The organism is Streptomyces sp. NPDC054794, from assembly GCF_053611585.1.
The window spans coordinates 55,935-79,708 of record NZ_JBSHAQ010000048.1; the positions used below are offsets into that span (position 1 = coordinate 55,935).

The 23,774-nt window shown below is 71.4% G+C and carries 29 protein-coding genes; 12 read left to right on the forward strand and 17 right to left on the reverse strand.

Features of this window, described 5'->3' with window-relative positions; translation table 11 throughout:
• Positions 1 to 19 precede the first annotated feature (19 nt).
• A complete protein-coding gene (locus ACWGKT_RS36785) occupies positions 20 to 550 on the forward strand; it encodes a GNAT family N-acetyltransferase (RefSeq protein WP_453277060.1) in 531 nt (176 codons plus the stop codon).
• On the opposite strand, the gene ACWGKT_RS36790 is transcribed toward ACWGKT_RS36785, so the two are convergent.
• The 9 genes from ACWGKT_RS36790 to ACWGKT_RS36830 all read right to left on the reverse strand — a co-directional run bounded on the left by ACWGKT_RS36790 (position 537) and on the right by ACWGKT_RS36830 (position 8,045).
• Positions 537 to 1,346 (reverse strand): TfuA-like protein, encoded by an 810-nt coding sequence (locus tag ACWGKT_RS36790; protein WP_453277061.1) that lies wholly within the window; start codon positions 1,344 to 1,346, stop codon positions 537 to 539. The two genes, ACWGKT_RS36785 and ACWGKT_RS36790, sit on opposite strands and share 14 nt — an antisense overlap.
• A complete protein-coding gene (locus ACWGKT_RS36795; protein WP_453277062.1) occupies positions 1,343 to 2,620 on the reverse strand; it encodes a YcaO-like family protein in 1,278 nt (425 codons plus the stop codon). Before ACWGKT_RS36795 ends, ACWGKT_RS36790 begins: the two co-directional genes overlap by 4 nt.
• A complete protein-coding gene (locus ACWGKT_RS36800) occupies positions 2,617 to 3,039 on the reverse strand; it encodes an alpha/beta hydrolase family protein (RefSeq protein ID WP_453277063.1) in 423 nt (140 codons plus the stop codon). The genes ACWGKT_RS36795 and ACWGKT_RS36800 overlap by 4 nt, the downstream gene beginning before the upstream one ends.
• A complete protein-coding gene (locus tag ACWGKT_RS36805) occupies positions 3,036 to 3,881 on the reverse strand; it encodes a hypothetical protein (RefSeq protein ID WP_453277064.1) in 846 nt (281 codons plus the stop codon). The genes ACWGKT_RS36800 and ACWGKT_RS36805 overlap by 4 nt, the downstream gene beginning before the upstream one ends.
• 5 nt (positions 3,882 to 3,886) lie before the next feature.
• The gene (locus ACWGKT_RS36810) at positions 3,887 to 4,753 is read right to left on the reverse strand and encodes a JmjC domain-containing protein (protein WP_453277065.1); all 867 of its coding nucleotides are present in this window, start codon (positions 4,751 to 4,753) and stop codon (positions 3,887 to 3,889) included.
• A gap of 97 nt (positions 4,754 to 4,850) precedes the next feature.
• Positions 4,851 to 4,982 carry a hypothetical protein gene (locus tag ACWGKT_RS36815; protein ID WP_268834890.1) on the reverse strand — a complete coding sequence of 44 codons (132 nt, stop codon included), beginning with the start codon at positions 4,980 to 4,982 and terminating at the stop codon, positions 4,851 to 4,853.
• A 129-nt stretch (positions 4,983 to 5,111) separates the two neighbouring features.
• Complete coding sequence (locus ACWGKT_RS36820; protein WP_453277066.1) at positions 5,112 to 6,710, reverse strand: MFS transporter; 1,599 nt, start codon at positions 6,708 to 6,710, stop codon at positions 5,112 to 5,114.
• Positions 6,711 to 6,724: 14 nt separating this feature from the next.
• A complete protein-coding gene (locus ACWGKT_RS36825) occupies positions 6,725 to 7,537 on the reverse strand; it encodes an alpha/beta fold hydrolase (RefSeq protein WP_453277067.1) in 813 nt (270 codons plus the stop codon).
• A 49-nt stretch (positions 7,538 to 7,586) separates the two neighbouring features.
• A complete protein-coding gene (locus tag ACWGKT_RS36830) occupies positions 7,587 to 8,045 on the reverse strand; it encodes a cupin domain-containing protein (protein ID WP_356150242.1) in 459 nt (152 codons plus the stop codon).
• 138 nt (positions 8,046 to 8,183) lie between these two features.
• Between ACWGKT_RS36830 and ACWGKT_RS36835 the strand changes: the two genes are divergently transcribed.
• Complete coding sequence (locus ACWGKT_RS36835) at positions 8,184 to 8,795, forward strand: TetR/AcrR family transcriptional regulator (RefSeq protein ID WP_356150244.1); 612 nt, start codon at positions 8,184 to 8,186, stop codon at positions 8,793 to 8,795.
• Between the two features lie 309 nt (positions 8,796 to 9,104).
• Here ACWGKT_RS36835 and ACWGKT_RS36840 read toward each other — a convergent pair whose 3' ends face one another.
• Both ACWGKT_RS36840 and ACWGKT_RS36845 read right to left on the reverse strand, forming a co-directional pair.
• Positions 9,105 to 9,638 (reverse strand): TetR/AcrR family transcriptional regulator, encoded by a 534-nt coding sequence (locus ACWGKT_RS36840; RefSeq protein WP_356150347.1) that lies wholly within the window; start codon positions 9,636 to 9,638, stop codon positions 9,105 to 9,107.
• 22 nt (positions 9,639 to 9,660) lie between these two features.
• Positions 9,661 to 10,497 (reverse strand): alpha/beta fold hydrolase, encoded by an 837-nt coding sequence (locus ACWGKT_RS36845; protein ID WP_453277068.1) that lies wholly within the window; start codon positions 10,495 to 10,497, stop codon positions 9,661 to 9,663.
• Between the two features lie 392 nt (positions 10,498 to 10,889).
• Between ACWGKT_RS36845 and ACWGKT_RS36850 the strand changes: the two genes are divergently transcribed.
• The 8 genes from ACWGKT_RS36850 to ACWGKT_RS36885 all read left to right on the forward strand — a co-directional run bounded on the left by ACWGKT_RS36850 (position 10,890) and on the right by ACWGKT_RS36885 (position 17,383).
• Positions 10,890 to 11,138 (forward strand): thiamine-binding protein, encoded by a 249-nt coding sequence (locus tag ACWGKT_RS36850; RefSeq protein ID WP_235456040.1) that lies wholly within the window; start codon positions 10,890 to 10,892, stop codon positions 11,136 to 11,138.
• Positions 11,135 to 11,503: a helix-turn-helix domain-containing protein gene (locus ACWGKT_RS36855; protein ID WP_235456038.1), complete on the forward strand. Its 369-nt coding sequence runs from the start codon at positions 11,135 to 11,137 to the stop codon at positions 11,501 to 11,503. Before ACWGKT_RS36850 ends, ACWGKT_RS36855 begins: the two co-directional genes overlap by 4 nt.
• A 168-nt stretch (positions 11,504 to 11,671) precedes the next feature.
• The gene (gene uraD, locus ACWGKT_RS36860; RefSeq protein WP_453277069.1) at positions 11,672 to 12,184 is read left to right on the forward strand and encodes a 2-oxo-4-hydroxy-4-carboxy-5-ureidoimidazoline decarboxylase; all 513 of its coding nucleotides are present in this window, start codon (positions 11,672 to 11,674) and stop codon (positions 12,182 to 12,184) included.
• Positions 12,185 to 12,188: 4 nt separating this feature from the next.
• Positions 12,189 to 12,590: a hydroxyisourate hydrolase gene (uraH, locus tag ACWGKT_RS36865; protein WP_356150253.1), complete on the forward strand. Its 402-nt coding sequence runs from the start codon at positions 12,189 to 12,191 to the stop codon at positions 12,588 to 12,590.
• Between the two features lie 7 nt (positions 12,591 to 12,597).
• Positions 12,598 to 13,554 (forward strand): factor-independent urate hydroxylase, encoded by a 957-nt coding sequence (gene pucL / locus ACWGKT_RS36870; protein WP_453277070.1) that lies wholly within the window; start codon positions 12,598 to 12,600, stop codon positions 13,552 to 13,554.
• Between the two features lie 129 nt (positions 13,555 to 13,683).
• Positions 13,684 to 15,063 carry an 8-oxoguanine deaminase gene (locus tag ACWGKT_RS36875; protein ID WP_453277071.1) on the forward strand — a complete coding sequence of 460 codons (1,380 nt, stop codon included), beginning with the start codon at positions 13,684 to 13,686 and terminating at the stop codon, positions 15,061 to 15,063.
• 356 nt (positions 15,064 to 15,419) lie between these two features.
• Positions 15,420 to 16,763, forward strand: coding sequence for a nucleobase:cation symporter-2 family protein (locus ACWGKT_RS36880; RefSeq protein WP_453277081.1), 1,344 nt, complete (start codon positions 15,420 to 15,422; stop codon positions 16,761 to 16,763).
• Complete coding sequence (locus tag ACWGKT_RS36885) at positions 16,760 to 17,383, forward strand: TMEM175 family protein (RefSeq protein WP_453277072.1); 624 nt, start codon at positions 16,760 to 16,762, stop codon at positions 17,381 to 17,383. Before ACWGKT_RS36880 ends, ACWGKT_RS36885 begins: the two co-directional genes overlap by 4 nt.
• On the opposite strand, the gene ACWGKT_RS36890 is transcribed toward ACWGKT_RS36885, so the two are convergent.
• Positions 17,337 to 17,963, reverse strand: a complete 627-nt coding sequence (locus ACWGKT_RS36890; protein WP_453277073.1) for a 3'-5' exonuclease — start codon at positions 17,961 to 17,963, stop codon at positions 17,337 to 17,339. The two genes, ACWGKT_RS36885 and ACWGKT_RS36890, sit on opposite strands and share 47 nt — an antisense overlap.
• 44 nt (positions 17,964 to 18,007) lie before the next feature.
• Positions 18,008 to 18,805 carry a helix-turn-helix domain-containing protein gene (locus ACWGKT_RS36895; RefSeq protein WP_453277074.1) on the reverse strand — a complete coding sequence of 266 codons (798 nt, stop codon included), beginning with the start codon at positions 18,803 to 18,805 and terminating at the stop codon, positions 18,008 to 18,010.
• A 96-nt stretch (positions 18,806 to 18,901) separates the two neighbouring features.
• Between ACWGKT_RS36895 and ACWGKT_RS36900 the strand changes: the two genes are divergently transcribed.
• Complete coding sequence (locus tag ACWGKT_RS36900; protein WP_453277075.1) at positions 18,902 to 19,756, forward strand: SDR family oxidoreductase; 855 nt, start codon at positions 18,902 to 18,904, stop codon at positions 19,754 to 19,756.
• Between the two features lie 82 nt (positions 19,757 to 19,838).
• Here ACWGKT_RS36900 and ACWGKT_RS36905 read toward each other — a convergent pair whose 3' ends face one another.
• From ACWGKT_RS36905 to ACWGKT_RS36920, 4 genes are all read right to left on the reverse strand, one after another.
• Positions 19,839 to 20,261, reverse strand: a complete 423-nt coding sequence (locus ACWGKT_RS36905) for an acyl-CoA thioesterase (RefSeq protein WP_453277076.1) — start codon at positions 20,259 to 20,261, stop codon at positions 19,839 to 19,841.
• A gap of 54 nt (positions 20,262 to 20,315) precedes the next feature.
• Complete coding sequence (locus ACWGKT_RS36910) at positions 20,316 to 20,972, reverse strand: hypothetical protein (protein WP_453277077.1); 657 nt, start codon at positions 20,970 to 20,972, stop codon at positions 20,316 to 20,318.
• A gap of 98 nt (positions 20,973 to 21,070) precedes the next feature.
• Complete coding sequence (locus ACWGKT_RS36915) at positions 21,071 to 21,670, reverse strand: histidine phosphatase family protein (RefSeq protein WP_356150271.1); 600 nt, start codon at positions 21,668 to 21,670, stop codon at positions 21,071 to 21,073.
• Between the two features lie 21 nt (positions 21,671 to 21,691).
• The gene (locus tag ACWGKT_RS36920) at positions 21,692 to 22,900 is read right to left on the reverse strand and encodes a pyridoxal phosphate-dependent aminotransferase (protein WP_453277078.1); all 1,209 of its coding nucleotides are present in this window, start codon (positions 22,898 to 22,900) and stop codon (positions 21,692 to 21,694) included.
• 87 nt (positions 22,901 to 22,987) lie between these two features.
• On the opposite strand from ACWGKT_RS36920, the gene ACWGKT_RS36925 reads away from it, so the two are divergent.
• A complete protein-coding gene (locus ACWGKT_RS36925) occupies positions 22,988 to 23,614 on the forward strand; it encodes a winged helix-turn-helix transcriptional regulator (protein WP_453277079.1) in 627 nt (208 codons plus the stop codon).
• The last annotated feature ends 160 nt before the right edge of the window (positions 23,615 to 23,774 follow it).

Below are 23,774 nucleotides of genomic sequence, written 5' to 3' on the forward strand. Positions count from 1 at the left end.
CGGCAAGGAGCACCGTCCCGTGACCTCCGCACCCACCTCCGTACGACTGGTCGAACCGGCCGACGCGTCCGCGCTCGCCGCCCATCTGGACCGTGACGCCGAGGAGTTGGCCCGCTGGCAGCCCGCCCGCCCGGACGGTTTCGCCACCGAGGCGCATCAGACGACGCGGATCGCGGCACTGCTGGCGGGCCATCGCGACGGAACCGGCTGGCCGGGCGTGGTACTGGCCGGCACCGAGGTGATCGGACAGGTCACGGTCGCCACCATCCTGCGCGGCCCGCTGCAGAAGGGGTTCCTCGGCTACTGGATCGCCGGCCCGCACCAGGGCCACGGCCACGCCCGCCGCGCGGTGGCGCTCACGCTACGGGTCATGGCCGAGGAACTGGGCCTGCACCGGGCCGAGGCGCACACCCGCACCGACAACCTGGCCTCGCACGCCGTGCTGCGGGCCAACGGGTTCACGTCCTGGGGCATCGCGCACCGGCACATTCGGCTCGGCGGCGTCTGGCACGACGAGATCTTCTGGGAACGCCACCTCACCGAGGAATGAGCTCCCGCGCGTCGGCGCCCGCCCCCAGCGCCGCCCGGACGGCCGCGAGGCCGTCCAGCCGCTTGCGGTCCCAGACGTCCCGCCGCTCGTCCGCCAGCTCGGGCTCCAGCACCTCGACCGACGCGTCCGCGAGTTCCGCCCGCCACCGCTTCAGCAGCAGGGAGGGACGCCGGTCACGGAAGTGCAGGGCGTGCGCCACCCGCAGCGCGGACTCCGCCCGGTCCGGTGTCAGCAGCCCCTCGCGGGTCCGGGCCGCCAGCAGCCAGCGGACGTTGACCAGCGGGATCGTCACCGGCTCGTAGCCCTCGGGGTCGTACAGCAGGGCCACGTCGCCGTCGGACTCGATCGCCCCCGACAGGTACTGCTCGTACACCCAGCCGCTGCCCGTCATGCCCAGCGTGCGGCACTCCACCGCGCGCAGCGCGCCCATCGACGACGCCCCGGCCAGCGGCTGTCCGGCGGCCAGGACGGCCCGGACCTCGGTGATGCTGACCGCCAGACTCTGCCCGAACTCCCCGTCCAGCATCACCACCGTGCGCCGCCCGGGGGAGTCGAGCAGCCCCAGCAGGTCGAGCCGCCGCACCGGCGGGCGCAGGTCGAGCGTCCGGCCCTGCCGCGCGGCGAGTTCGTCCAACTCCCGCAGATCGGCGGGGCGCAGGGACGGCCCCACGAAGACGACGACGTGCTCGGTGCCGGTGTCCTCCTCGCGCGCGGCGCCCGTGCCGCCCGCGCCCGCGGCGACGCCCGTGCCGCCCGTCGTGCCCGTGCTGTCCGTCGTGCTCGTGAAGCCGCTCATACCAGGCCCTTCGCCATTTTTGCCCGCACCATCTCCCGGTGCAGACGTACTCCCAGTCGAGCCCGGTCGTGGTGGTACACCTCAAGGCCCGGGACGATCACCTTGGTCACCGAGAACGGCAGGTCGTCCGGGGCGAGTTCGGTCGCGAAGACCAGCGGCAGCCCGGCCTCGCGCAGGTTGTGCAGCACCTGGTCGAGGTCGCCCGCCGTGCTGCCGGTGCTGGTGTTCGCCAGCCCCGAGAAGTCGATCTCGTCGCGGTCCGCGCTCCAGGCGTGCAGCATCTCGCGCATCGCCAGGTACGAGGCGTGCCTGCGGTAGGCCTGGCCGTTGAGGTCCTCCCGGGCGCCGTTGATCACCGCGAGCCGCGACTGCGCCGCCTCGGTCAGCGCGCGGGTGACGGCCACGAGCGGATCGGGATGACAGCCGGCGCCACCGTTGATCAGCATGCCGTCCGCGGCGTACGTGTCGTCGGTGGTCGCGAACACCGTGGGCACGCCCACCGCGTTGGCGTAGGCGAAGACCTGCACGCGCACGCCGTTGCGCTGGAACCGGTCGACGAGGTCGGCGGGCAGCTCGGGCAGCGAGTCGAGCCGGATCCGGCTGCCGCGCCGCAGGGTCTCGCCGAAGGCCGTGCAGTCCTGCTCGATGGCCTCCAACAGCCCGTGCAGCAGCGCCTCCTGGGGACTGTTGCCGACGGCGAGTCCGATCGTGTTCGAGTTGAACAGGCCGCACTCGTGCGGCCAGGGCACGAACACCGACAGCGCCGGCACCATGACCTCGGTGTCGGTGTACAGCTCGCGCACCGGCCACCAGCCCAGCCCCGCCTCCTCGGTCCAGCCGTGGCCGCGCCGCGGCACCAGCCGCCGCGGGTCGAGCACCCGCACGCCCTCCCGGCGCAGTTGCGCGTACGAGGTGTGCCGGGCCGGCGCGTGGGCGGGCGGCTCGCACCAGGTCCGCTCGATCGCTTCCATCAGCGCCGAGACCCGGGCGGCCTGCGCGGTGGCCCCCTTGCCGCTGGTCACCGTGTTCAGGCCGGGCGCGGCGGCGGGCCGCATGGTGTGGAAGACGGGGATGCCGAGCACGTCGAGGTCGGTGACGTCGGCGATCCGGGTGATGCCGCAGCGCTCCATGGAGGCACGGGCCAGCGCCTCGGTCTCCTCCAGGGTCCGGGTGCGCAGCGAGGTGCCGCAGGCCGTGGGCGGGGCGGCGGTGGCGGCCGGGAACCAGTGGCCGCGCGGCAAACTGGTGACGGCGGCCTGGGCGGCGGTGGTCATCGGGTGAGCGCCTCCTCGGGCGGGTACGGGGTGCCCAGCACGCTGCGGCAGGCCCGCAGGATCCAGCGGAGCCAGGTGGTCAGGTTGTCCGGCCGGCGGATGCTGTGCGCCTCGCCGGGCAGCAGCATCAGCTCCACGGGGACGCCGTGGCCGTCCAGCGAGCGGTACATCGCCCGGGCCTCGGCGGCGGGCACGTGGGGGTCCTCGCAGCCGTGCCGCAGCGTCGGGCCGCCGTCGGCCCGTGCCGCGTAGCGCAACACGAAGGGGACCGGGGTGGGCCGGTGGGCGCGGTCCAGGTCGGCCTCCACCAGCAGGCCGGATCCGTGCCGGTGCGCGACCCGCACCCGCGGCGCGGACCGCAGCGCCGCCAGCAGGGCGGCGCCGGGCCCCTCGTCCCCCCTCGCCATCGTCGCGCTCATGCCCCCTCGGCGCCCTGATGGGCGCGGACCGCCCGGCGCACCAGCTCGCCGGTGTCCAGGGCGGTCAGGTACGCGGTCAACTCGGTGCGCAGCCAGGCGACCTTGTCGGCCGGCGACAGGTAGTGGTGGGTGCCCGCGACGGCGTCCGCGGCGGCGCTCTCCAGGAACCCGGTGACGGCGGCCGCGGCGAACCCACCCGGCCCCGGGCGGCTCACCGACAGCGTCAGGTGCAGCGAGTCGCGGCCCCGCACGCTCCCGGCGTACGCGACGTCGGCCGGTACGTAGAGGGCGACACCGGGGTCGAGGACGAAGTCGGCCCGCTCGCCCCCGTCGCCGGTCTCCCATCCGGTACGGCCGTGCAGTTGCACCACGAGCACGTGGTCGCGGCGGGAGCGGGCCGGGGCGCCGACGGTGTCGGCCGGGGTGAGGAACAGCGCGGCGCGCACGGCCGCCCGCAGGTCCTCGCGCACCGCCCCGACCAGTTCCCCGATCCCCGGGTGCCAGTCCTCGGGCTGGTTCAGCCGCACGGTGTGTCCCGTGGCGAAGTGCGCGCGTACGGCGGCCCCGTCGGCGTAGCCGACCCGCGGCTGCTGCTGCACGACGCGGGTCTCGGTGACCGTGCCCAGCGGTACGGGCCTGCCGTCGCGCAGCACCGCGAAGTACGGGGAGACGAACAGGCCGCAGTCGAACTGCTCCCACAGCTCGGCGGGCGAGGGCGTGCCGGGCAGCGCGGTGGGGCGGTAGGACCGGGGCCGTACGCCCCAGGTCTCGGCGAGGAAGGCGTCCGGGTCGCCGACGATCGCGGCCAGGCCCACCGGCGCGGGGTCGAGCGTGCTGGTCATGGGGGTCACGCCTTCCTGGTCCGCATCCGGGTCACGGCCCGCTCGACGAGGAGCCCGGCGTCGACCGAGCCCACCTGGTCCAACAGGGCCTTGGTCACCGCCTCCGCCTCCTCCTCCAGCCCGGCACCGGGACTGCTCAGAGGCTCGCGCGCGAGGTCCTCGGCGAGGCCCGTCAGCAGGGAGTCCAGCAGGTCCCGCGGGGCAGGCTCGGTGATCGTGAACGTCACGTGCAGCGAGGTGCCGCCGCGCGCGGTGGCCACGTGCGGCATGCCGTGCGGCAGGTACAGCACGTCGCCGGGTTCCATGACGAAGGAGTGGGAGTGGCTGTCCACGTCCACGTCCAGGCCGGAGCGGGCGTCGATCTGGCCCTCCTCGGGGTAGATCCGCCACTCCTTGGCGCCGGCGATCTGCACGGCGAGTACGTGGGAGCCGTCGCGGTGCGGGAGCATGCCCGTGCTGTCGCGCGGGGTGTAGAAGACGTACGCCTTCACTTCGGCCGGCAGTCGCGCCTCGATCTGCCGCAGCACGCCGCGCAGCGGGGCGTGCCAGTCCTCCAGCTGGCTCATCTTCATCGTCGCGCCGGCCGCGAGGAGGGCGCGGATCTTCGCCGGGTCGGCGAATCCCGGCACGGGCCTGCCGGCCACCTGCCGTGTCGTCGTGAACGCCGAGATCTCCGGCTGCTGTCCTTCTTTCAGAAGCATGAAATAGGGCCAGCGGAGAAGGCCCTTGTCGAGCAGATCCAGAATGGCGGCCTCGTCGATCAGGCCCTCGACCGGGGAGGCCTTTTTGAACAGTCCGTGTTTCTTGTTCCAATACGTGCCCGGCAGGTCCGCCTCGTCGATGAGGCGGGCCAGTGGATGGTCAGTTCCCACGGCCGTTCCTTCTGGGATCGGTGCTGCATGAATTGGTGCTGAACGGAGGAATTCCGGGGGCGGCGGTGCCGTCCCCGGAACGTCCCCGGACGCAACGTCACGCCATGTTGATTTCCGAGATGAGAGTCGGCCGGGCGTTGGTCTCCGACAGCTCGTCGATCTCCGCGTCGGCGGCCGCGATGATGCTCTCTTCCTCGGTGGGCTCAAGCTTGTCGTCGTCGAGAGACATGCGCGTTCTCCTTTGAACTGAAAGCCGTTGAATGCCGGGGTGGCGTCGAAAACGCTAAGGGCGTACTGCGGCAAGGTCAACGGAGGATGACAACACTCAGGCCGCGCTCCAGCGCGGATATGGTACGCCTCAGGAAATGCGATGAGCCGACGCGCTCAAGTCCCGTACGAGCGGAATTCGAGCCGCGCAGACAGCCCCGGTCCCTGCGGCCGGTCCGCCTGCCGGCGCTCCACAGGTGATCACAGTTGCTCTCCCTGTCGGCGACTGCGCCTGCCGTCCCGGGGTTCCGGCAAGGGAATCGGCAGCGGAAGCGTGGCGTTCTCCTCCGGCGTATGCCGGGTCGGCCGTGGGGACGGCGGCGACGCGTTCCGCGGTGGCGGCGGCCCAGCGCCCGGATGTGACGGTGCCGAGGACGAGGATGGCCGCCCCGCAGCCGGCGATGATCCACCAGGCGGCCGGGCGCGCCCCGGTGGCGACCGCGGCGCCGATCACCGCGATACCGAGTGAGGAGCCGATCTGACGGCTGGTCGCGGCGATGGCGGCGGCGACCCCGGCCTGGGCGCGTGGCATGCCGGACACCGCTGTGTAGGTGATCGGCGCGTTGACGAAGCCGAACCCGAGGCCGAACAGCGTGTACGTGAGGTACAGCAGGATGTCCGAGGGGTGGGCGGAGCGGGTGGCGGCGACGGCCACTACACCGCTGGCGGTGATGCCGGCCCCCGCGAGAAGCAGGGGAGTCCGTGGGCCGCGGCTGCCCACGATCCGCCCGGACAGCGGCGGGCACGCCAGGGACAGTACGGCCATCGGCAGCAGGTGCAGCCCGGCGCCCACTGCGCTCAGCCCCAACTCCTTCTGCAGGTAGAGGGTGTTGGCGAACAGGAAGCCGCCGAGCGCGGCGAAGGCGAGGACCGCTGTCGCGGTGGCTCCGCTGAAGGGCGCGCTGCGGAACAGCCGCGGCTCGATCAGCGGTTCGGCGCGCCGGTTCTCGTACGGTACGAAGGCGGCGAGTGCGCACGCCGCGGCGATCAGGCAGGCCGCGATCGGCGGCGCGGTCCAGCCCTCGCCGGGTGCCTCGATGACGGCGTACGTCAGTGTGCCGAGCAGGACGATCAGCAGGAGTTGCCCCACCGGGTCCGCCCGTCGGGTCCGCGGCGCGCGGGACTCCGGCACGAACAGCGCGGCAAGGGCGAGCGCGGCCAGCCCGATCGGCACGTTCAGCCAGAACACCGATCGCCACCCCACCGATTCCACCAGTACGCCGCCGAGGACCGGTCCGGCCGCCATGCTGAGGCCGACGACCCCACCCCAGATGCCGATGGCCCGTGCGCGCTCGCGAGGCTCGGTGAACGTGTTGGTGAGGATGGCCATGGCGACGGGGGTGAGCATGCTGCCGCCCGCCGCCTGCACCATGCGGAAGGCCACCAGCCAGTCGGTCGTGGGTGCCAGGCTGCACAGGGCCGACCCGGCGGTGAACAGCACGAGACCGAGCTGGAAGATCCGTCGGCGTCCTACCCGGTCGGCGGTGGCACCGGCCAGGGTCAGCAGTGAGGCCAGTACGAGGGTGTAGGCGTCGAGTGTCCACTGCAGACCGGAGACCGAGGAGTCCAGGTCCTGCTGCATCGAGGGCAGCGCGACGTTGAGGATGGTGACGTCGAGACTGACCAGCAGCACGCTCAGGCAGCAGACGGCCAGGACGGGCACGCGCCGCCCACGTCGGGGGACGGGCATGTGGGTTCGCCTGCTCAGCCGTTGGGCCGGTTGGTGGCGTGGGAGGCGGCGAAGTCCCATACGACGGGCAGGAGTTGATCGGGGGTCTCGATCTGGGGCATGTGACCGGTACGGAGCAGGAGTTCGAACCGGGCACCGGGAACGGCGGCGGTCCACGCGAGTCCGTACGCGGTGTCGACGACCTGGTCGCTCTCGCCCCACGCCACGAGGACCGGGTGCGTGACCTTGGCGAGGCGCTCGCGCAGGGTGGGGTCGGCCATCGTGTTCGAGCCCGAATAGACCTGCAGCGTGGCCCGGTTGGCGGCCGCGACCGCGCGCTGCGCCTCGGAGAACGTGCTCGGGTCCACAGCGAACTTCGCGGGGTCGTGGAAGGCCAGGGCGGACAGTTCGGCAGGTGTCAGCGTGGAGGGGTCGGCGACCGGGTGGCCGGGGACGTGGATGCCCACGGCGTTGACGAGGACGACGCTGCTGACCCGGTCGCTGCGGAGCAGGGCGATTTCAGCGGCGGTCCAGCCACCTATGGAGTTGCCGACGACGGTGACGTCGGTCAGGCCGAGTTCGTCCAGCAGCCGTACGTAGATCTCGGCGAGGGTGGGGACGTCGGTCAGCCAGTCGGGCCGGGCGGTGCCGCCGAAACCGGGGTGGACGGGGGTGACGACCCGGGCCGGTCGCTGCTCGGCGAGGAGCCCGGCGAACCCGGCGACGGTCTGTGGGCCGCCGCCGCCGTGCAGGAGCAGGAAGGGATGCCCCTCACCCTGCTCGTGGACGGTGAGGTCGACGTCGCCGGAGTCGTGGGTGAGGGTGACGGTGCGTGTGGTGCTGGTCATGGAAGGCTCCAAATCGGTTACTGGCGTGTGTGGTTGGCGGCCTGAGCCGTTACGCGTAGTCGGCGGCGGGAACGGTGGCGTAGCGACTCATCACCTGGACGGTCGCCTCCGGAGTCAGCTCCTGGCCGCCGGCGATCATGTCCCGCAGATCGCGGAAGTACTGCACGTACAGGTCGGGCGTGAAGGTGTTGAGCATCACCGCGGGCTCGTCGCCGTGGTTGGCGAAGGTGTGCGGTGCGCCGGGCGGGATCATCGCGAGCGTCCCTGCCGGCGCGACGTGCGTCGTCTCGCCGACGGTGAAGTGCACGGTGCCGGAGACGACGTAGAAGCCCTCGTCGTGCTGGGCGTGGCGGTGTTGCGGCGGCCCTTCGGCGTGCGGGGCGAGGGTGATCTCGCCGATCCCGATCCGGTGACCGGTGGTGCTGCCGTCCTCCAGGATGCGGATCTGTGCCGGTCCCAGGTGGATCGTCTCGCCGTCGTCCGGGCCGACCACGGAAGCGTGTGTCATCGCAGTCTCCTTCGTGAGAGTCAACTCTCAGGAAGGAGAGTAGAGGGTCAACCCTCTTCATGCAAGTCAACTCTCACGACGAGAGTCCACGGTGATAAGGTCGCTGTGAACGGGACGGGGAGGAAAGGGGACGCACCGATGGCGACGCCGATCGACACCGGCCGCAGCAACCAGAAGAGGCGTACGCGTGCTGCGATCGTCGAAGCCGCGAGCAATCTCATCGCCGCGGGCGGCGAGGTGAGCATGCCCGCGGTCGCTCGCGCGGCGATGATCTCCGAGCCCACCGCCTACCGGTACTTTCCCGACCTCCCGTCGCTGATCAGCGAGGCCCTGGCCGGCGCCTGGCCGCCCCCCGCCGAGGCTCTCGCCCCGGTCGCGGACTCCACCGACCCCGCCGAACGAGTCGCCTTCGCCTGCGAGTTCCTGCTCCGCGGCATACTCCGGCGCCAGGGGGCGGTGCGCGCCATGATCGCGGCCACCATCGCCCGCCCCGCGGCGGCGACGGAGCGGCCCGGTATCCGATTCGGGCTGATCGACCACGCGCTCGCCCCCCTCGACGAAACGCTGGCGACGACGGACCCGGAAGCCTTCGCCCAACTGAAGCGGGACCTCGCCGTGGTCGTCAGCGCCGAAGCCCTCTTCACCCTCACCGACTTGTGCGGCCTGGCCCCCGAAGTCGCCATCGCGAGCGCGGTTCGGACGGCGACCACGCTGACCGAAGCCGCGGTGCGCGGGGTCGCGCAACCTTGAACACTGCCTGGAAGTGAACGCCGTACGAGGACGCGGCGTCGGCCGACGAGAACTGCTCGCGTTCCGCGTCTGACGAGAAGATCAGCCGGTCGACGGTGGTGACGGACAGGGCGTGCCGCAGGAGTGCCGGATCGCTCCAAGTCCGTGCGAGGCGTGCGCTCCAGCGTCGTTCGCCTCGCCCCTTCAGTGCACGACGAGGGAAAGCGCGGGGCTTCTTGACGACCGCCCCGTACGGCGTACGTGATCACGGCCGTGGATGAGGCAGACCAAGGCGCCGATGATGTCCAGGCGGTCGACGACGGACCGTTCTCAAAGAGCGCGCAGGCCCCGGTCGGCGAAGGCGATCAGCCACTCGAAGCTCTCGTCGATGTCGGCGCTCCACTGGAAGCCGCCCGCCGCCTGCAACGTGGCGAAGCCGTGCCAGAGGCTGCGCAGCATACGCAGGGCGTGGTCCAGGTCGGACTCTGCGATCTCGTAGCCGCGCAGGACCGCCGTGAACGCGCCGAGCAGCCGCTGACCAGCGATGGCCAGCGGATCGTCCGGGCCGGACGGTTCCATGCCGATCGTCGCGGCGTACCGCCCGGGGTGCTCCACGACGAAGGCGCGGAAGGCGCGCGCCGCGGCCGCCAGGGCGTCGCGGCCCGCGTACCCCTGGATCGCGCCGCCGACGGCGTCGGCGGCCTCGTTCAACGCCAGGGCCGCGATGCGCCGGTTGAGGTCTTCCTGGCCGCCCACGTGCTTGTACAGGGACGGGGTACGCACGCCCACCTGCTCGGCCAACAGCCCCATCGTCAGGTTGGCGAAGCCCACCTCGTCGGCGAGGGCGGCACCGGCCGCGACCACGGCCGCCGGGTTCAGACCGACCCTAGGCACGTTCGGCGTCCGATCGGTGGAAGGCGAGCATGAGCGCAACCACCTGGTCGGGGAACTGGTCGTGTGGGTAGTGCCCAGCGCCCTCGATCATTTCGAGGCGCCCGAGGCCGGACGGGAGGGCCTCGACGATCGCCGTACCCTCGGCCCGTGGGTCGGCCCAGTCGGGGTCGAGCGTGCCCATCACGACCAGGACCGGGCAGCGGACCTTGCCGAGCTGCGCGCCGGCGTCGGTCGGGGCGCTGCGGCCCATGCCCTGCAGGGCCTTCATCCGGCCCGGCTCGCGCAGCAGGGAGTCGATGCGGCCGCGCCGCGCGGCCCAGTCGGCCGGCTTCACGCCGGGGTAGGCCACATCGAGGTACGAACGCCAGAGCGGCAGGCTGCCGAACACGCCCGTGCCGAGCAGCCGCAGCATGCCCCGCCGGAAGCGTTTCACCCGTAGGTCGGCGAGGCGGATCGACTGTTTGCGGGTGAACGGCGCCAGCTCGACGACCGCGGTGATCAGCGAGGGCTCCTGCGCTGCGGCGACGGTGGCGGCGCCACCGGAGATCGAGTGGCCGACGAGCACGGCCGGGCCGCCCAGGTGGCGGACCACGGCAAGCAGGTCACCGGCGATGGCAGTGCGGCTCCAGGCCGACCAGTCGGCGCTGGACTCGCCGCAGCCGCGCAGATCGACCGCGGCGACCCGATAGCCCGCCGCCACCAGCCGTGGGATCACAGCGCGGTATGCGTCGCGGCTGTCGCCCATGCCGTGCGCGAGAACGATCAGCGGGCCGGACCCCGCCATCTCGTAAGCGATCGTGCCGCCTTCGACGGCGAGGTACTCGGTCATGACATCCCCCAGGCTAGCTAATAGTGATAGCTAAAAGCTAATCTGATTAACCAGACCTGTCAACACGTCGCTGTCGCGGGAGCTCTGTGCCGCCCGAGAGGAGACCGTCCGGGTGGACATCGTCGGCTGTGGACGGGAATGCCCCGACACGGTGACGACTCCGGAGGGAGTGCCCCGGCCGGATTCGAATCCGCGCGCACCGCGTCCCGTTGCCCTGGTCGGCTAGGGTCGCCTCGTGGCGGGCGAACGGGCTCCGTCGCGTGCAATTGATTGGCCTGCGGTGGATCGCGACTGCGGCGCAGCCGGTCGCTGTGTCCTCGGTGTGCCCCGATGTGCCCTCTCGATGAGCGGTCGGGGTAAGAGTGCAGGTCAGAAGGCTGTTTGGGGGTACTGTGCGATTGCGAGTGGAGTTCACGACGGAACCCTTCGATCTTGACGAGGCTCCGGCGCACGCGCTGGTGGCCCGGGAGGTCATCGAGGCGGCCGAGCTGGACGCGGTGGACGTCGGTCCCTTCGGCAACACGGCGGAGGGTGGCGCCGACAGCGTGCTCACCGCCGTGGACGCCCTGCTGCGCAAGACCCTGCGGGCCGGGGCCACCCGGATCTCCCTGCAGGTCAACGTGATCGAGGAGGGCGAGTGACCGGAACCGGGGACGAACCCTTCATCGCGGCGGTGAAACCGCTGGTCGACGCCATGGGCGGGGAGATCCTCCCGCCGGACGAGGCCGGCCCCGACGACGTCGTGCTCTCCTGGGAGGGCGCCGACGTGGTCGCCGTACGCCTGCCGCAGCTCGCGGACTCCCTCGATCACATCCTGGCCGCCATGGAGCGCAAGCGGGGCAAGCCGCTGGCCGAGCTGGACCGCAAGTCCAAGCAGGAGGTCGTGCGGATACTGGAGGCGCGGGGCGCCTTCTCCGTGCGGCACGGCGTGGAGACCGTGGCCGGCGCGCTCGGCGTCAGCCGCTTCACCGTCTACAACTACCTCAACCGCGACAAGCAGGCCTGATCGGAGCCCTGGCCGCGGGTGCGCGGATCTGGGTGCCGGACGGCGGTTTCTTGGTGCTCCTTCTCGTTACCGCGAATTTTCAACAAAGTGTTGACGTGGTGTTTCGGAGGGCGTTAGCTAGCCGCAGCCCGTTCAGCACGAAGGCCGTTCGCGGCCACGGAGGCTCCCGTGACTTCGACATCCACGCCCCCGGGCCTGGCCCGGTTCAACGTTCTGGAGGAGCCCGCGGCCCTGGCCGCCCTCCACGAGGCGTGTGCCTCCACGGCGTGGGCCGGCCGGCTGCTGGCCGCCCGTCCCTACGCCACCGTCGACGAGCTCTACACCGCCAGTGACTCCGCCACGGCCGACCTGACCGCCGCGGACCTTGAGCAGGCGATGTCCGGCCACCCGCCGATCGGTCGCCCCAAGCCCGGCGACCCCACCTCGGCCCGCGAACAGCGCGGCATGGCCGGCGCCTCCGAGGAGCTCAAGGCGGAGATGCTGGAACTGAACCTGGCCTACCAGGACAGGTTCGGCCATGTCTTCCTCATCTGCGCCACCGGCAGAACCGGCGAGCAGATGCGCGACGCGCTCAAGGAGCGGATCGGCAACGCGCCGGAGCAGGAGCGGGAGATCGTCCGCACCGAGCTGGGCAGGATCAATCGCATCCGACTGGCCCGACTCGTCGAAGAGGACGCCTGAGACCATGAGCAGCAGCACCACCGCCTCCGTGTCCACACACATCCTGGACACCTCGATCGGCCGCCCCGCCCGGGGCGTCGCCGTCCAACTCTCCGCCCGCTCGGGGCGCGAAGCGGACTGGCAGGCGCTCGGCGGCTCCGCGACCGACGTCGACGGCCGGTGCAAGGACCTTCCGGACCTGCCGGAGGGGACGACACACGTACGGCTCGACTTCGCCGTCGAGGCGTACTTCTTGCAGTCCGAGAACAAGCAAGCCGATGCGCAGCAGGACGCCCCCGCGAATCGGGACAGCGGTGCCGTGTTCTTCCCCGAGGTGGCGATCACCTTCGCCGTGAACCCCGGGGAGCACTATCACGTACCGCTGCTGCTCAACCCGTTCGGCTACTCCGTTTACCGAGGGAGCTAGCAGAGACATGACTGAGAATTCCCGGCCCGCCCGCCCTGTGATCCTGGGTCAGAACCAGTACGGCAAGGCCGAGAACCGAGTCGTAAGGATCACGCGGGACGGCGCCACCCACCACATCAAGGACCTCAATGTCTCCGTGGCGCTGAGCGGCGACATGGACGACGTCCACTACTCCGGCTCCAACGCCAACGTCCTGCCGACCGACACCACCAAGAACACGGTGTACGCGTTCGCCAAGGAGTACGGCATCGAGTCCGCCGAGCAGTTCGGCATCCACCTCGCCCGGCACTTCGTCACCTCGCAGGAGCCGATCAAGACGGCCCGGATCCGTATCGAGGAGTACGCCTGGGAGCGGATCGAGGCCTCCGACGCCAACTCCAAGTTCATCGGCGCGGACGAGGTCAAGCACTCCTTCGTCCGCCAGGGCCAGGAGACCCGCCTCACCCAGATCACCTACGACGGCGAGACGTGGGAGGTCATCTCAGGCCTGAAGGACCTGGTCGTGATGAACTCGACGAACTCCGAGTTCTGGGGCTACGTCAAGGACAAGTACACGACCCTCCAGGAGGCGCACGACCGCATCCTGGCCACTCAGGTCTCCGGCCGCTGGCGGTTCAACTGGACCGACGACGAGCAGAAGATGCCCCACTGGGAGAAGTCCTACGAGCAGACCAAGAAGCACATGCTCCAGGCCTTCGCCGAGACGTACTCCCTCTCGCTGCAGCAGACGCTGTACCAGATGGGCGCCCGCATCATCAACAACCGCGGCGAAATCGACGAGGTCCGCTTCTCGTTGCCGAACAAGCACCACTTCCTGGTCGACCTGGCGCCTTTCGGGCTGAAGAATGCCACCGAAGACGGTGCGGTGTACTTCGCCGCCGACCGCCCCTACGGCCTGATCGAGGCGACCGTCATCCGGGACGGCTGCGAGCCGAGGATCCCGGTGGACCTCACCAACCTCTGATCTCCCCCCCACTTTCGGCACCCGTGGCCGGGCGACGCGCCTGCTCAAGGTCCCCGGCCACGGCACTCAAACTTCCTAGGGTCCTGCCGTGCCCACTCCCCAAAGTCCACTGAGCGAAAAGGACGAATCATGGCAGCAGCCCAGCGCATCGTCATCGAGAACTGTTCGATCGCGACGGTCGACGCGAACGACACCGAGTACGCGAGCGGACACCTCGTCATCGCCGGCAACCGCATCGAGGCGCTCGGCGCGGGCAAGGCCCCCGAGGGCCTGGAGAACGTCGTACGCCGCATCGACGCCACCGGGCACCTGGTCACCCCGGGCCTGATCAACACCCACCACCACTTCTACCAGTGGATCACCCGGGGCCTGGCCACCGACCACAACCTCTTCAACTGGCTCGTCGCGCTCTACCCCACCTGGGCGCGCATCGACGAGCCGATGGTCTACGCGGCGGCCCAGGGCTCGCTCGCGATGATGGCCCGCGGCGGCGTCACCACCGCCATGGACCACCACTACGTCTACCCGCAGGGCTCCGGCGACCTGTCCGGCGCGATCATCCGCGCCGCCCGTGAGACCGGCGTCCGCTTCACCCTCGCCCGCGGTTCCATGGACCGCAGCGAGAAGGACGGAGGGCTGCCGCCGGACTTCGCCGTCGAGACGCTTCAGGGCGCGCTCAGCGCGACCGAGCAGACCGTCAAGGAACACCACGACGCCTCCTTCGACGCGATGACCCAGGTCGCCGTCGCCCCCTGCTCGCCGTTCTCCGTGTCCACCGAACTGCTCAGGCAGGGCGCGGAGCTGGCCCGCCGGCTCGGCGTGCGGCTGCACACCCACGGCTCGGAGACGGTCGAGGAGGAGAAGTTCTGCCACGAGCTGTTCGGCATGGGCCCCACCGACTACTTCGAGTCCACCGGCTGGCTCGGTGAGGACGTGTGGATGGCCCACTGCGTCCACATGAACGACTCCGACATCGCCGCCTTCGGCCGTACGAGGACGGGCGTCGCCCACTGCCCCTCCTCCAACGCCCGCCTGGCGGCCGGCATCGCCCGCGTCCCCGACATGCTGGCGGCCGGCGTCCCGGTCGGCCTCGGCGTCGACGGCACCGCCTCCAACGAGTCCGGCGAGCTGCACACCGAGCTGCGCAACGCCCTGCTCATCAACCGCCTCGGCGCCCACCGCGAGGCCGCCCTGGGCGCACGCCAGGCGCTGCGCCTCGGCACCCACGGCGGCGCCCAGGTCCTGGGCCGCGCCGCCGAGACCGGCTCCCTGGAGCCGGGCAAGCTCGCCGACCTGGTGCTGTGGAAGCTGGACACCCTCGCCCACGCCTCCATCGCCGACCCCGTGACCGCGCTGGTCTTCGGCGCGGCGGCACCGGTCACCGCCTCCTTCGTCAACGGCCGTCAGATCGTCGAGAACGGGCGCCTGCTGACCGTCGACGAGGACGCCATCGCCCGCTCCACACGGGACGAGGCCCAGCGTCTGGCCCGGATCGCCGCCCAGAGCTGAGCAGCCGACAGCATTCTGTCGCACAGGACTCCGGCCGGGAGGGACGGCTCCCGGTCGGCGGCCGTGGACCCGAGCGGGGGCCACGGCGGCCGTCTCCGGGGCGCGCGTGAACGCGCGCGCCCCGGAACGGTCACCGTCCGGCACCTGTGAAAAACCCCCGGTCCCTCCCCCAAGCTCTCGGCTTCGTTCGAGCAGGGAGGTACCCCATTCCGCGCACCACCTCCCTGAAACCCACGTCGGAGCCGACGTGTCACCCGACCGGAGGAGCCGCCGTGTCCGCTCAGCCAGTTGACGAGAGAGTCGACGAGACGACAGACGGGATACACCCCGTCGACGAGAAACTCCCCGCCCTCAAAATGGCCACGACCGGCCTGCAGCACGTGGCCGCCATGTACGCAGGCGTCGTCGCCCCACCCCTGATCGTCGGCGCGGCCGTGGGCCTGTCCGGCACCGAACTCACCTTCCTCACCGGCGCCTGCCTGTTCACCGCGGGCCTCGCCACCTTCCTGCAGACCCTCGGCATCTGGAAGATCGGCGCCCGGCTGCCCTTCGTGAACGGCGTCACCTTCGCCGGGGTGGCCCCCATGACCGCCATCGTCGCCTCCGCGAAGGACAAGTCCGACGCGCTGCCGGTCATCTTCGGCGCGGTCGTCGTCGCCGGCCTGCTCGGCTTCCTGGCGGCCCCCTTCTTCAGCAAGGCGGTCCGCTTCTTCCCGCCGGTCGTCACCGGCACGGTCATCACTCTGATCGGCGTCTCGCTGCTCCCGGTGGCCTTCGGGTGGGCCCAGGGTCCCAACCCCGCGGCGGACGACTACGGTTCGACGACCTATCTCACCCTCGCCGGGATCACCCTGCTCATCGTCCTGGCCCTGCGCCGCTTCACCCGCGGCTTCGTCAAGCAGATCGCGGTCCTGCTCGGCCTGGTCGTCGGCACCCTGGTGGCGATCCCGTTCGGCGTCACGGACTTCGGCCCGGTGGCGGACGCGGACGTGATCGGCTTCCCGACACCGTTCCACTTCGGCGCACCGCAGTTCCAGCTCGCGGCGATCCTGTCGATGTGCGTGGTGATGGTGGTCTCGATGACCGAATCGACGGCCGACATGCTGGCCCTCGGCGAGATCGTCAAGCGCCCGGCCGACGAGCGGACGATCGCGGCGGGCCTGCGCGCCGACACCCTCGGCTCCGCCCTCAGCCCCCTCTTCAACGGCTTCATGTGCAGCGCCTTCGCGCAGAACATCGGCCTGGTCGCGATGACACGGATCCGCAGCCGGTACGTCGTGGCCACCGGCGGCGGCTTCCTGGTCCTGATGGGCCTGTGCCCGATGGCGGCGTCGCTGATCGCGGTGGTGCCCCGCCCGGTGCTCGGCGGCGCCGGGGTGGTGCTCTTCGGCTCGGTGGCCGCGAGCGGCATCCAGACGCTCGTCCGGGCCGGCCTGGAGAAGGACAACAACGTGCTGATCGTCGCGGTGTCACTGGCCGTCGGCCTGATCCCCATCACGGCGCCGGAGTTCTACCACGCCTTCCCCGAGACGGCGAAGATCGTCCTCGACTCCGGCATTTCGACCGGCTGCGTGGCGGCGGTCCTGCTGAACCTGGTCTTCAACCACCTCGGCGCCGGCAGCCGCGAGGCCCGGGACGTGACGCACCCCATGGAGGCGGGTGAGGAAATCGTGGCCGATGGTGCACCCTGTGTGCCATGACGAGTGAGTCCAGCCGTGTCGAGGCCTTCAGCGACGGTGTCTTCGCCATCGCCATCACCCTGCTCATCCTGGAGATCAAGGTCCCCGAGGTGGGTGAACACCAAGGTCTCTGGCACGCGTTGGGCGCCCAATGGCCGTCCTACGCCGCCTATGTGGTGAGCTTCCTGGTGATCGGCATCATGTGGGTCAACCACCATCAGGTGTTCAGTTACGTCGCCCGCGTCGACCGTACGCTGATGTTCCTGAACCTGCTGGTCCTGATGGTGGTGGCCGCGGTGCCCTGGCCCACGGCGATGCTCGCGGAGTATCTGCGCGAGGGAGCGGCCTCGCACGTGGCGGCGGCCGTGTACAGCCTGGTGATGGTCGCGATGGCCTTCACCTTCCAGGCCCTGTGGTGGCACCTCACCCGCACCGGTCACCTCTTCGACGCCCGCGTCGACATCCCGGCGGCCAGGGCGACCCGCGTCCGCTTCGCGCTGGGTTCCCTGGCCTACCCGGTGACGGTGGGCCTGGCCTTCGTCTCGGCCCCCCTCACCCTGGCCGCCCACGGCCTCATAGCCCTCTACTACGGCTTCAATCAGGTACCGGTCCCGGTGCGGGACGACCCGGCCACCTCATGAGGTTCGCGAACAACTCGGCCTGCTCGATCGCGTCGTCCAGCGCGTGGTGGGTGTGCCGGCGCTTCGAGAGCAGGTGCCGGGGCATCGTCCCCTTGGCCACGGCCCGCAACGGCAGCCCGGCCTTGGTCGCGTAGAGCGTCTTCATGTCCAGGCACCCCGAGTGCCCGAACGGACTCGCCCCCGTGAAGCGGATCAGGTACCAGTACAGGAACGTCCAGTCGTACGACGCCGGATAGCCGCACATCACCGGTTGGGCGCCCGCGCTCACCTCGCGGACCCAGTCGGTGAACTCGGCCAGCGCCACGCCCGGTTCGGCCCCCTCCGCCCGCAACCGGTCCCGGTCGAGACCGCTCACGGCGAGCGCCTCCGGGACGAACTCCTCGCTGATGGGCCGTAGTTCGCGGTAGAACGTCAGCCGCTCCGGATCGGCGGCGGTGAACCCGTCGGCGTCCTGCGTCCCGGCGACGGCCGCGCCCAGGCTCAGCATCGAGTACGACCCCGGGATCGGGCCGTCCGCCTCGATGTCGACGGAGATGTAGCGGCTGGGTTTCACGCGGCGTGCGGACGGTGGTACCGGCATGGACCGCAGCATCGCAGGTGGAAGGTGTCCACCGCATCCGGGATTCAGGGGCGGGAACCCGCCTGGCAGGGGGTGGACGAGGGCAGCCGGCCGGTGAAGTACGAGCGGGGCGGGACACCCATCAGGGCCCGGAAGTCCGACGTCATGTGTGACTGGTCGTAGTAGCCGGTGGTGGCGGCGAGTTCGGCCCAGGGAGCGCTGGTGGCGTGCGTGAGCACCGTGCGTACGCGGTTGATGCGGGCGTAGTGCTTGGGGGACAGGCCCACGCCCTCCGTGAAGAGGTTCCGCAACTGCCGCTCGCTGACCGCGAGTTCACGGGCGACCTCACCGACCGGCCCCGGTACGCGACCGGGCCGCACCGACATCGCGTCGACCCCGGCCCGTACCAGCTCGGTGCGGCCGCGGTCCGCCGCGGCGGCCAGCCGTTCGGGCAGTACGTCCGCGAGGTGTGCCGCCGTCTCCTCCGGGGCCAGCCGGCGCAGCTCGCGGTCCAGCCGGCGCGCCGTGCCGCTCGGCAGGGCACCGAGCGGCACGACCCTGCCGACCAGTTCGGCCGCCGGGACGCCCAGCAGGGGCCGGGCCGTGCCCGGCGTGAGTTGCAGCTCCAGGCAGGAGGCGGGGAACGCGCCGTCGTGATAGGAGGCCCGCACCCGGGGACCGACGGCGAGGACGTCGCGGTGGCCCCTCGCCCCCACCCGTACGACGATCTTCGTGACCGGGTCGGGGAGATGGACGAACGCCTGCGCGGGCGGCCCGGTGACGGACACGGACGTGATCCCGGTGATCCAGGGACGCAGGGCCTCGGACATCGGCAGGGCCTGCTCGGCACGGGCGTTGGTCACCTCTCCACCGTAAGCGAGCCGCACGGCCCGCGGGGCCGGCCAACCGTGCCGGAATTTCCAAGAGGCGGGGGCACGGCCCGGCTCACCGTGGAGAGCATGATCCTCGTAACCGGTGCCACCGGCACCATCGGCAGTGAACTCGTACGACAGCTCGCGGCGCGCGGTGAGAAGGTGCGCGCCCTGACCCGTGACCCGGCGAAGGCCCGGATGCCCTCCGGAGTGGAGGTGGTGCGCGGCGACTACCTCGATGCGGATTCCGTCCGGGACGCGACGGCCGGAGTGACGGCCGCGTTCCTGCTCGGCGCCCCCGGTCCGGGCGCGCGGCACGACGAGGTGCTGGTCGCGGCGGCGCGTCGGGCGGGCGTCGGCCGGCTGGTGAAGCTCTCCGCGATCGGCACCGGTGACCCCGACGTCGGCCCCTCCGGCACCTGGCACGTGGCCGGCGAGCGGGCCGTGCGGGACAGCGGCAGCGAGTGGACGATCCTGCGGCCCTCCTCCTTCGCCACCAACACGCTGAGCTGGGCGCCGGACGTCCGGGCCGGCGAGCCGGTGCCGAACATGACCGGTGACGGGGCATCAGGCGTGATCGACCCCCGTGACCTGTCGGAGGTCGCGGCGCGGGTCCTCGTCGAGAGCGGGCACGCGGGGCGGACGTACACCCTGACCGGGCCGGAGGCTATCAGCGTCCCCGAGCAGGCCGCCGCGCTCGCCGCGGTGCTCGGCCGCCCGGTCGCCACGCGGGACCTCACCCCGGACGAGACACGGGAACACCTGCGCACGGCCTGGGGCTTCGACGACGCGCAGGCGGCGGGCATCCTGGCCGGCACCGCCTTCGTCCGCCGAGGCGGCAACGCGGTCGTCACCGACGACGTACCGGAGGTGCTGGGCAGGCCCGCCCGCACGTACCGGGAGTGGGCGCGGGACCACAGGGCGGCGTTCGACCGGACCTGACGGACCGGGTGGGGCGGCGGAAACGGGGGTACCGGCCGCCCCGCCTCCGGTCAGGCACCCGGTCGCGGGCCGTCGGCCGCCGTCACAGGCCGAAGAAGGAGAAGTCGGTCGCCACCTCCTTGAAGACCTCCCGCGGGTCGGCGACCAGCTTGCGCTCCTTGAGGTCCATGACGCCACCGACCCCGGTGATCTCGGCCGCGACCGTGCCGTCGGTCTTGCGGATCGTCTGCACGATCCGGAACGTCTTGCCCGTGCCCCACTCGAACGCGCAGGTCACGTCGACCTCGTCGCCCGCGAGCAGCTCACGCTGGTAGCGGATCGTCGTCTCCAGCGCCACCGGACCCACGCCCCGGCCCCTGAGCTGGGCCTGGGTCACCCCGGCGGCCTGCAGCAGCGACCAGCGGGCGTGCTCCGCGTAGTTGAGGTACACCGCCTGGTTGAGATGACCCTGCACGTCGGTCTCGTAACCCCGGACGGTCACGCGGACGGAATACGGCTCGCTCACTACTTCCCCTTCTCGTGTACGGCGCACTGATCCCTCGATCCTGGCACGCGCCGCTCACACGCGACGCGGGGAGGCCAGTAGATAACGCGCCCTCGTCCGCGGCTCCGTGTACTCGCCGGCCTGCCAGCCCGCCGCCTCCAGCGTGGCCGCACAGGCTCGCAGCACCTCGCCCTCCGGCGCGTACACGGCGACCGCCTCCGGCTGCGGGGTCGCGCGCACCCGGTACCCGTCGGCGTCGGCGTCCGCCGGCCGGTGCCCCGCCGCCTCCAGGGCGAGGGCGGCGGCCCGCACCAGATGCGTACGCTCCCAGCCGCACGGCCGGTCCGTGGCACCGTCCGGGTTCGTCATCCGGCGCAGCTCCAGCAGCCCCTGCCAGGCACTGTGCACCTCGCGCACCCGGGACGGCCCGGAACCGGACGCCTCCTCCTCGCCGCCGACGCGCGCCGCGAAGACCCCGTCGGCCGCCCGCGTCTCGACCGGCTCCGCGTGCTCGCCCGCCCCGGTGGGCTCCGGCACCGCCTCCCGCAGCTGGTCCCGTATTCGATGCCCGGCCGGTGTCAGGAAGTGGTCGTGCGGCGGCCGCGGATGCCGGAAGGCGAGACCTCGCTTGACCAGCGCAGCGAGCTGCGCCTCCGTACCCCGCAGCCGCCCGGTGACCGGGTCGGCGGCGTCGATGACACGCCGCTGCGCGGCGGTCGGCGGTCGTGTCACGGCGTGCTCCTCCCCGGTGATCGGCCCTGTCGGCGGGCCCCTTCGAAGAGTACGACCCGACTCTGACAACGCCCCGGGTCCGACCGCCGGAACCCCTCCTATCCGGTGGGCCGGGTGTTCCACTCCGCGATCACCGGCCGCTCGTGTTCCGTGCCGAGGCGGCACAGGGTTCCGGTGGCCAGCTGGAACAGCGCCCCGTGCGACGGGGGCAGCCCGAGCCGCCGCGCCGTGAGGACCCGCAGGAAGTGCCCGTGCGCGACCAGCAGGACGTCGCCGTCGGCGTCGGCCATCGCGGCGTCCACCTCGGCCAGCACCCGGTCGGCGCGCTCGCCGACCTGCTCCGGTGTCTCGCCGGGGTGCTCGGCGGGCCCCCGCGCGACCCCGTCCGTGAACAGGAACCAGCCGGGCCGGGTGCGCTGGATCTCGGGGGTCGTCACACCCTCGTAGCCGCCGTAGTCCCACTCCCGCAAGTCACCGTCGACGCGCGCGTCGCGCACCCCGATGAGCTCGGCGGTCTCCCGCGCCCGATGCAGCGGGCTGACGAACGCGGCTCCGATCCGCTCGGACCGGATCAGCGGCTCCAGCCGGCGCGCCTCCTCCCGCCCGCGCTCGGTGAGGGGAAGGTCCGTCCAGCCGGTGTGCCGCCCGGACTTCGACCACTCGGTCTCGCCGTGCCGGACGAGCAGGAGATCACTCATGAGCCACAGACTAGGAGGCCGCTACTGCCGGTACCCGCTCAGGAAGCGTCCGATCCGTCCGATGGCCGCCTCCAGATCGTCCGCGTGGGGGAGGGTGAGGATGCGGAAGTGGTCCGTCGTCGGCCAGTTGAAGCCCGTGCCCTGGACCACCTGGATCTTCTCGCGCAGCAGCAGGTCGAGGACGAACTTCTCGTCGTCGTGGATCGGGTGCACCTTGGGGTCGATGCGCGGGAACGCGTACAGCGCGCCCTTCGGCTTCACACACGACACGCCCGGGATCTCGTTGAGCTTCTCCCAGGCCACGTTGCGCTGTTCGTGGAGGCGGCCGCCCTGCGTGGTGAGGTCGCGGATGGACTGGCGGCCGCCGAGCGCCGCCTGGATGGCGTACTGGGCGGGCGCGTTGGCGCACAGGCGCATGGAGGCCAGCATGGTCAGGCCCTCCAGGTAGTCCTTCGCGTGCTGCTTCGGGCCGGTGACCACGAGCCAGCCGGAGCGGAAGCCCGCCACCCGGTAGGTCTTCGAGAGGCCGCAGAAGGTGAGGACGACCAGGTCGGGGGCGAGGGCGGCGGCCGAGTGGTGGACGGCGTCGTCGTACAGGATCTGGTCGTAGATCTCGTCGGCGAAGACCATCAGGCCGTGGCGACGGGCCAGGTCGAGAATGCCCTCGATGATCTCCTTCGGGTAGACCGCGCCCGTCGGATTGTTGGGGTTGATGATGACCACGGCCTTCGTGCGGTCCGTGATCTTCGAGGCCATGTCCTCCAGGTCCGGGTACCAGTCGGCCTGTTCGTCGCACAGGTAGTGGACCGCCTTGCCGCCCGCGAGGGTGGTCACCGCCGTCCAGAGCGGGAAGTCCGGCGCGGGGATGAGGATTTCGTCGCCGTCCTCCACCAGCGCTTGGACGGCCATCGACACCAGCTCCGAGACGCCGTTGCCGAGGAACACGTCGTCGACGCCGACCTCCAGGCCCAGGCTCTGGTAACGCTGGGCGACCGCCCGGCGGGCGGAGAGGATGCCGCGCGAGTCGGTGTACCCGTGCGCCTGCGGCAGCATCCGGATCATGTCCTGGAGGATCTCCTCCGGCGCCTCGAAGCCGAAGAGGGCGGGGTTGCCGGTGTTCAGGCGCAGCACGCTGTGGCCCGCCTCCTCCAGCGCGTTGGCGTGTTCGATCACCGGGCCGCGGATCTCGTAGCAGACCTCGCTGAGCTTGTTCGACTGCCGGAACTCCATGCGCCGCTTCCCCTCCGGTATCTGGTGTTACTTGGTTTTACCAAGTGTGCGCTTGGAAAGTCCAACGACACGTCTAGACTGCGTCGCATGCCACCTCGCCGAAGCTACGACCAGTACTGCTCCGCCGCCCGCGCCCTCGACCTCGTCGGTGACCGCTGGACCCTGCTGATCGTCCGGGAACTGCTCGCGGGGCCCCGCCGCTACACGGACCTGCACGCGGACCTGCCGGGGGTCAGCACGGACGTACTCGCCTCGCGGCTGAAGGACATGGAGCGGGACGGGCTCGCGACGCGACGGCGGCTCCCTCCGCCGGGTGCGGCCTTCGTGTACGAACTCAGCGCACGCGGACGGGAGTTGCTGCCCGTGCTGCAGGCGTTGGGGGAGTGGGGGCAGGCCGAACTGGGCGAGCGGCGGCCCACCGACGCCGTCCGGGCGCACTGGTTCGCGCTGCCGCTGCTGCGGGCGCTCACCGGGGACGGGGTGGTCGAAGTCCGGCTGGACGAAGGGGACTTCCACCTTTACGTCGGCGCCGAGGACGGGCCGGTGTTCGGGGACGGACCCGCGCCGACGGAGCCCGACGCGCGGCTCGTCCTGGACACCGCCACGGGTACCGCAATCAGCCGCGGCGAGCTGGCCCTGCCGGACGCGGTGCGGGACGGGCGGATCACCGTGACCGGCGACGGCACCCTGGCCAAGGCCCTTCGGGAGGCGTGAGACCGAGCCCCTGAGGGAGGGGCGCCTGAAGCCGAGTTGTGCGAGGCGAAGGGCCTGCTGGGGAGGGCGAAGGGCCTGCTGGGGAGGGCGAAGGGCCTGCTGGGGAGGGCGAAGGGCCTGCTGGGGAGGGCGAAGGGCCTGCTGGGGAGGGCGAAGGGCC

Bases quoted from the DNA above. Each gene is read 5' to 3' on its own strand.
- pucL (WP_453277070.1), top strand. From the start codon at position 12,598: ATGACTGAGAATTCCCGGCCCGCCCGCCCTGTGATCCTGGGTCAGAAC.
- ACWGKT_RS36820 (WP_453277066.1), bottom strand. From the start codon at position 6,710: ATGCCCGTCCCCCGACGTGGGCGGCGCGTGCCCGTCCTGGCCGTCTGC.
- ACWGKT_RS36790 (WP_453277061.1), bottom strand. From the start codon at position 1,346: ATGAGCGGCTTCACGAGCACGACGGACAGCACGGGCACGACGGGCGGC.
- ACWGKT_RS36835 (WP_356150244.1), top strand. From the start codon at position 8,184: ATGGCGACGCCGATCGACACCGGCCGCAGCAACCAGAAGAGGCGTACG.
- ACWGKT_RS36795 (WP_453277062.1), bottom strand. From the start codon at position 2,620: ATGACCACCGCCGCCCAGGCCGCCGTCACCAGTTTGCCGCGCGGCCAC.
- uraH (WP_356150253.1), top strand. From the start codon at position 12,189: ATGAGCAGCAGCACCACCGCCTCCGTGTCCACACACATCCTGGACACC.
- ACWGKT_RS36845 (WP_453277068.1), bottom strand. From the start codon at position 10,497: ATGACCGAGTACCTCGCCGTCGAAGGCGGCACGATCGCTTACGAGATG.
- ACWGKT_RS36915 (WP_356150271.1), bottom strand. From the start codon at position 21,670: ATGAGTGATCTCCTGCTCGTCCGGCACGGCGAGACCGAGTGGTCGAAG.
- ACWGKT_RS36900 (WP_453277075.1), top strand. From the start codon at position 18,902: ATGATCCTCGTAACCGGTGCCACCGGCACCATCGGCAGTGAACTCGTA.
- ACWGKT_RS36885 (WP_453277072.1), top strand. From the start codon at position 16,760: ATGACGAGTGAGTCCAGCCGTGTCGAGGCCTTCAGCGACGGTGTCTTC.
- ACWGKT_RS36925 (WP_453277079.1), top strand. From the start codon at position 22,988: ATGCCACCTCGCCGAAGCTACGACCAGTACTGCTCCGCCGCCCGCGCC.
- ACWGKT_RS36830 (WP_356150242.1), bottom strand. From the start codon at position 8,045: ATGACACACGCTTCCGTGGTCGGCCCGGACGACGGCGAGACGATCCAC.
- ACWGKT_RS36890 (WP_453277073.1), bottom strand. From the start codon at position 17,963: ATGCCGGTACCACCGTCCGCACGCCGCGTGAAACCCAGCCGCTACATC.
- ACWGKT_RS36920 (WP_453277078.1), bottom strand. From the start codon at position 22,900: ATGGAGTTCCGGCAGTCGAACAAGCTCAGCGAGGTCTGCTACGAGATC.
- ACWGKT_RS36800 (WP_453277063.1), bottom strand. From the start codon at position 3,039: ATGAGCGCGACGATGGCGAGGGGGGACGAGGGGCCCGGCGCCGCCCTG.
- ACWGKT_RS36875 (WP_453277071.1), top strand. From the start codon at position 13,684: ATGGCAGCAGCCCAGCGCATCGTCATCGAGAACTGTTCGATCGCGACG.
- ACWGKT_RS36825 (WP_453277067.1), bottom strand. From the start codon at position 7,537: ATGACCAGCACCACACGCACCGTCACCCTCACCCACGACTCCGGCGAC.
- ACWGKT_RS36805 (WP_453277064.1), bottom strand. From the start codon at position 3,881: ATGACCAGCACGCTCGACCCCGCGCCGGTGGGCCTGGCCGCGATCGTC.
- ACWGKT_RS36880 (WP_453277081.1), top strand. From the start codon at position 15,420: ATGGCCACGACCGGCCTGCAGCACGTGGCCGCCATGTACGCAGGCGTC.
- ACWGKT_RS36815 (WP_268834890.1), bottom strand. From the start codon at position 4,982: ATGTCTCTCGACGACGACAAGCTTGAGCCCACCGAGGAAGAGAGCATC.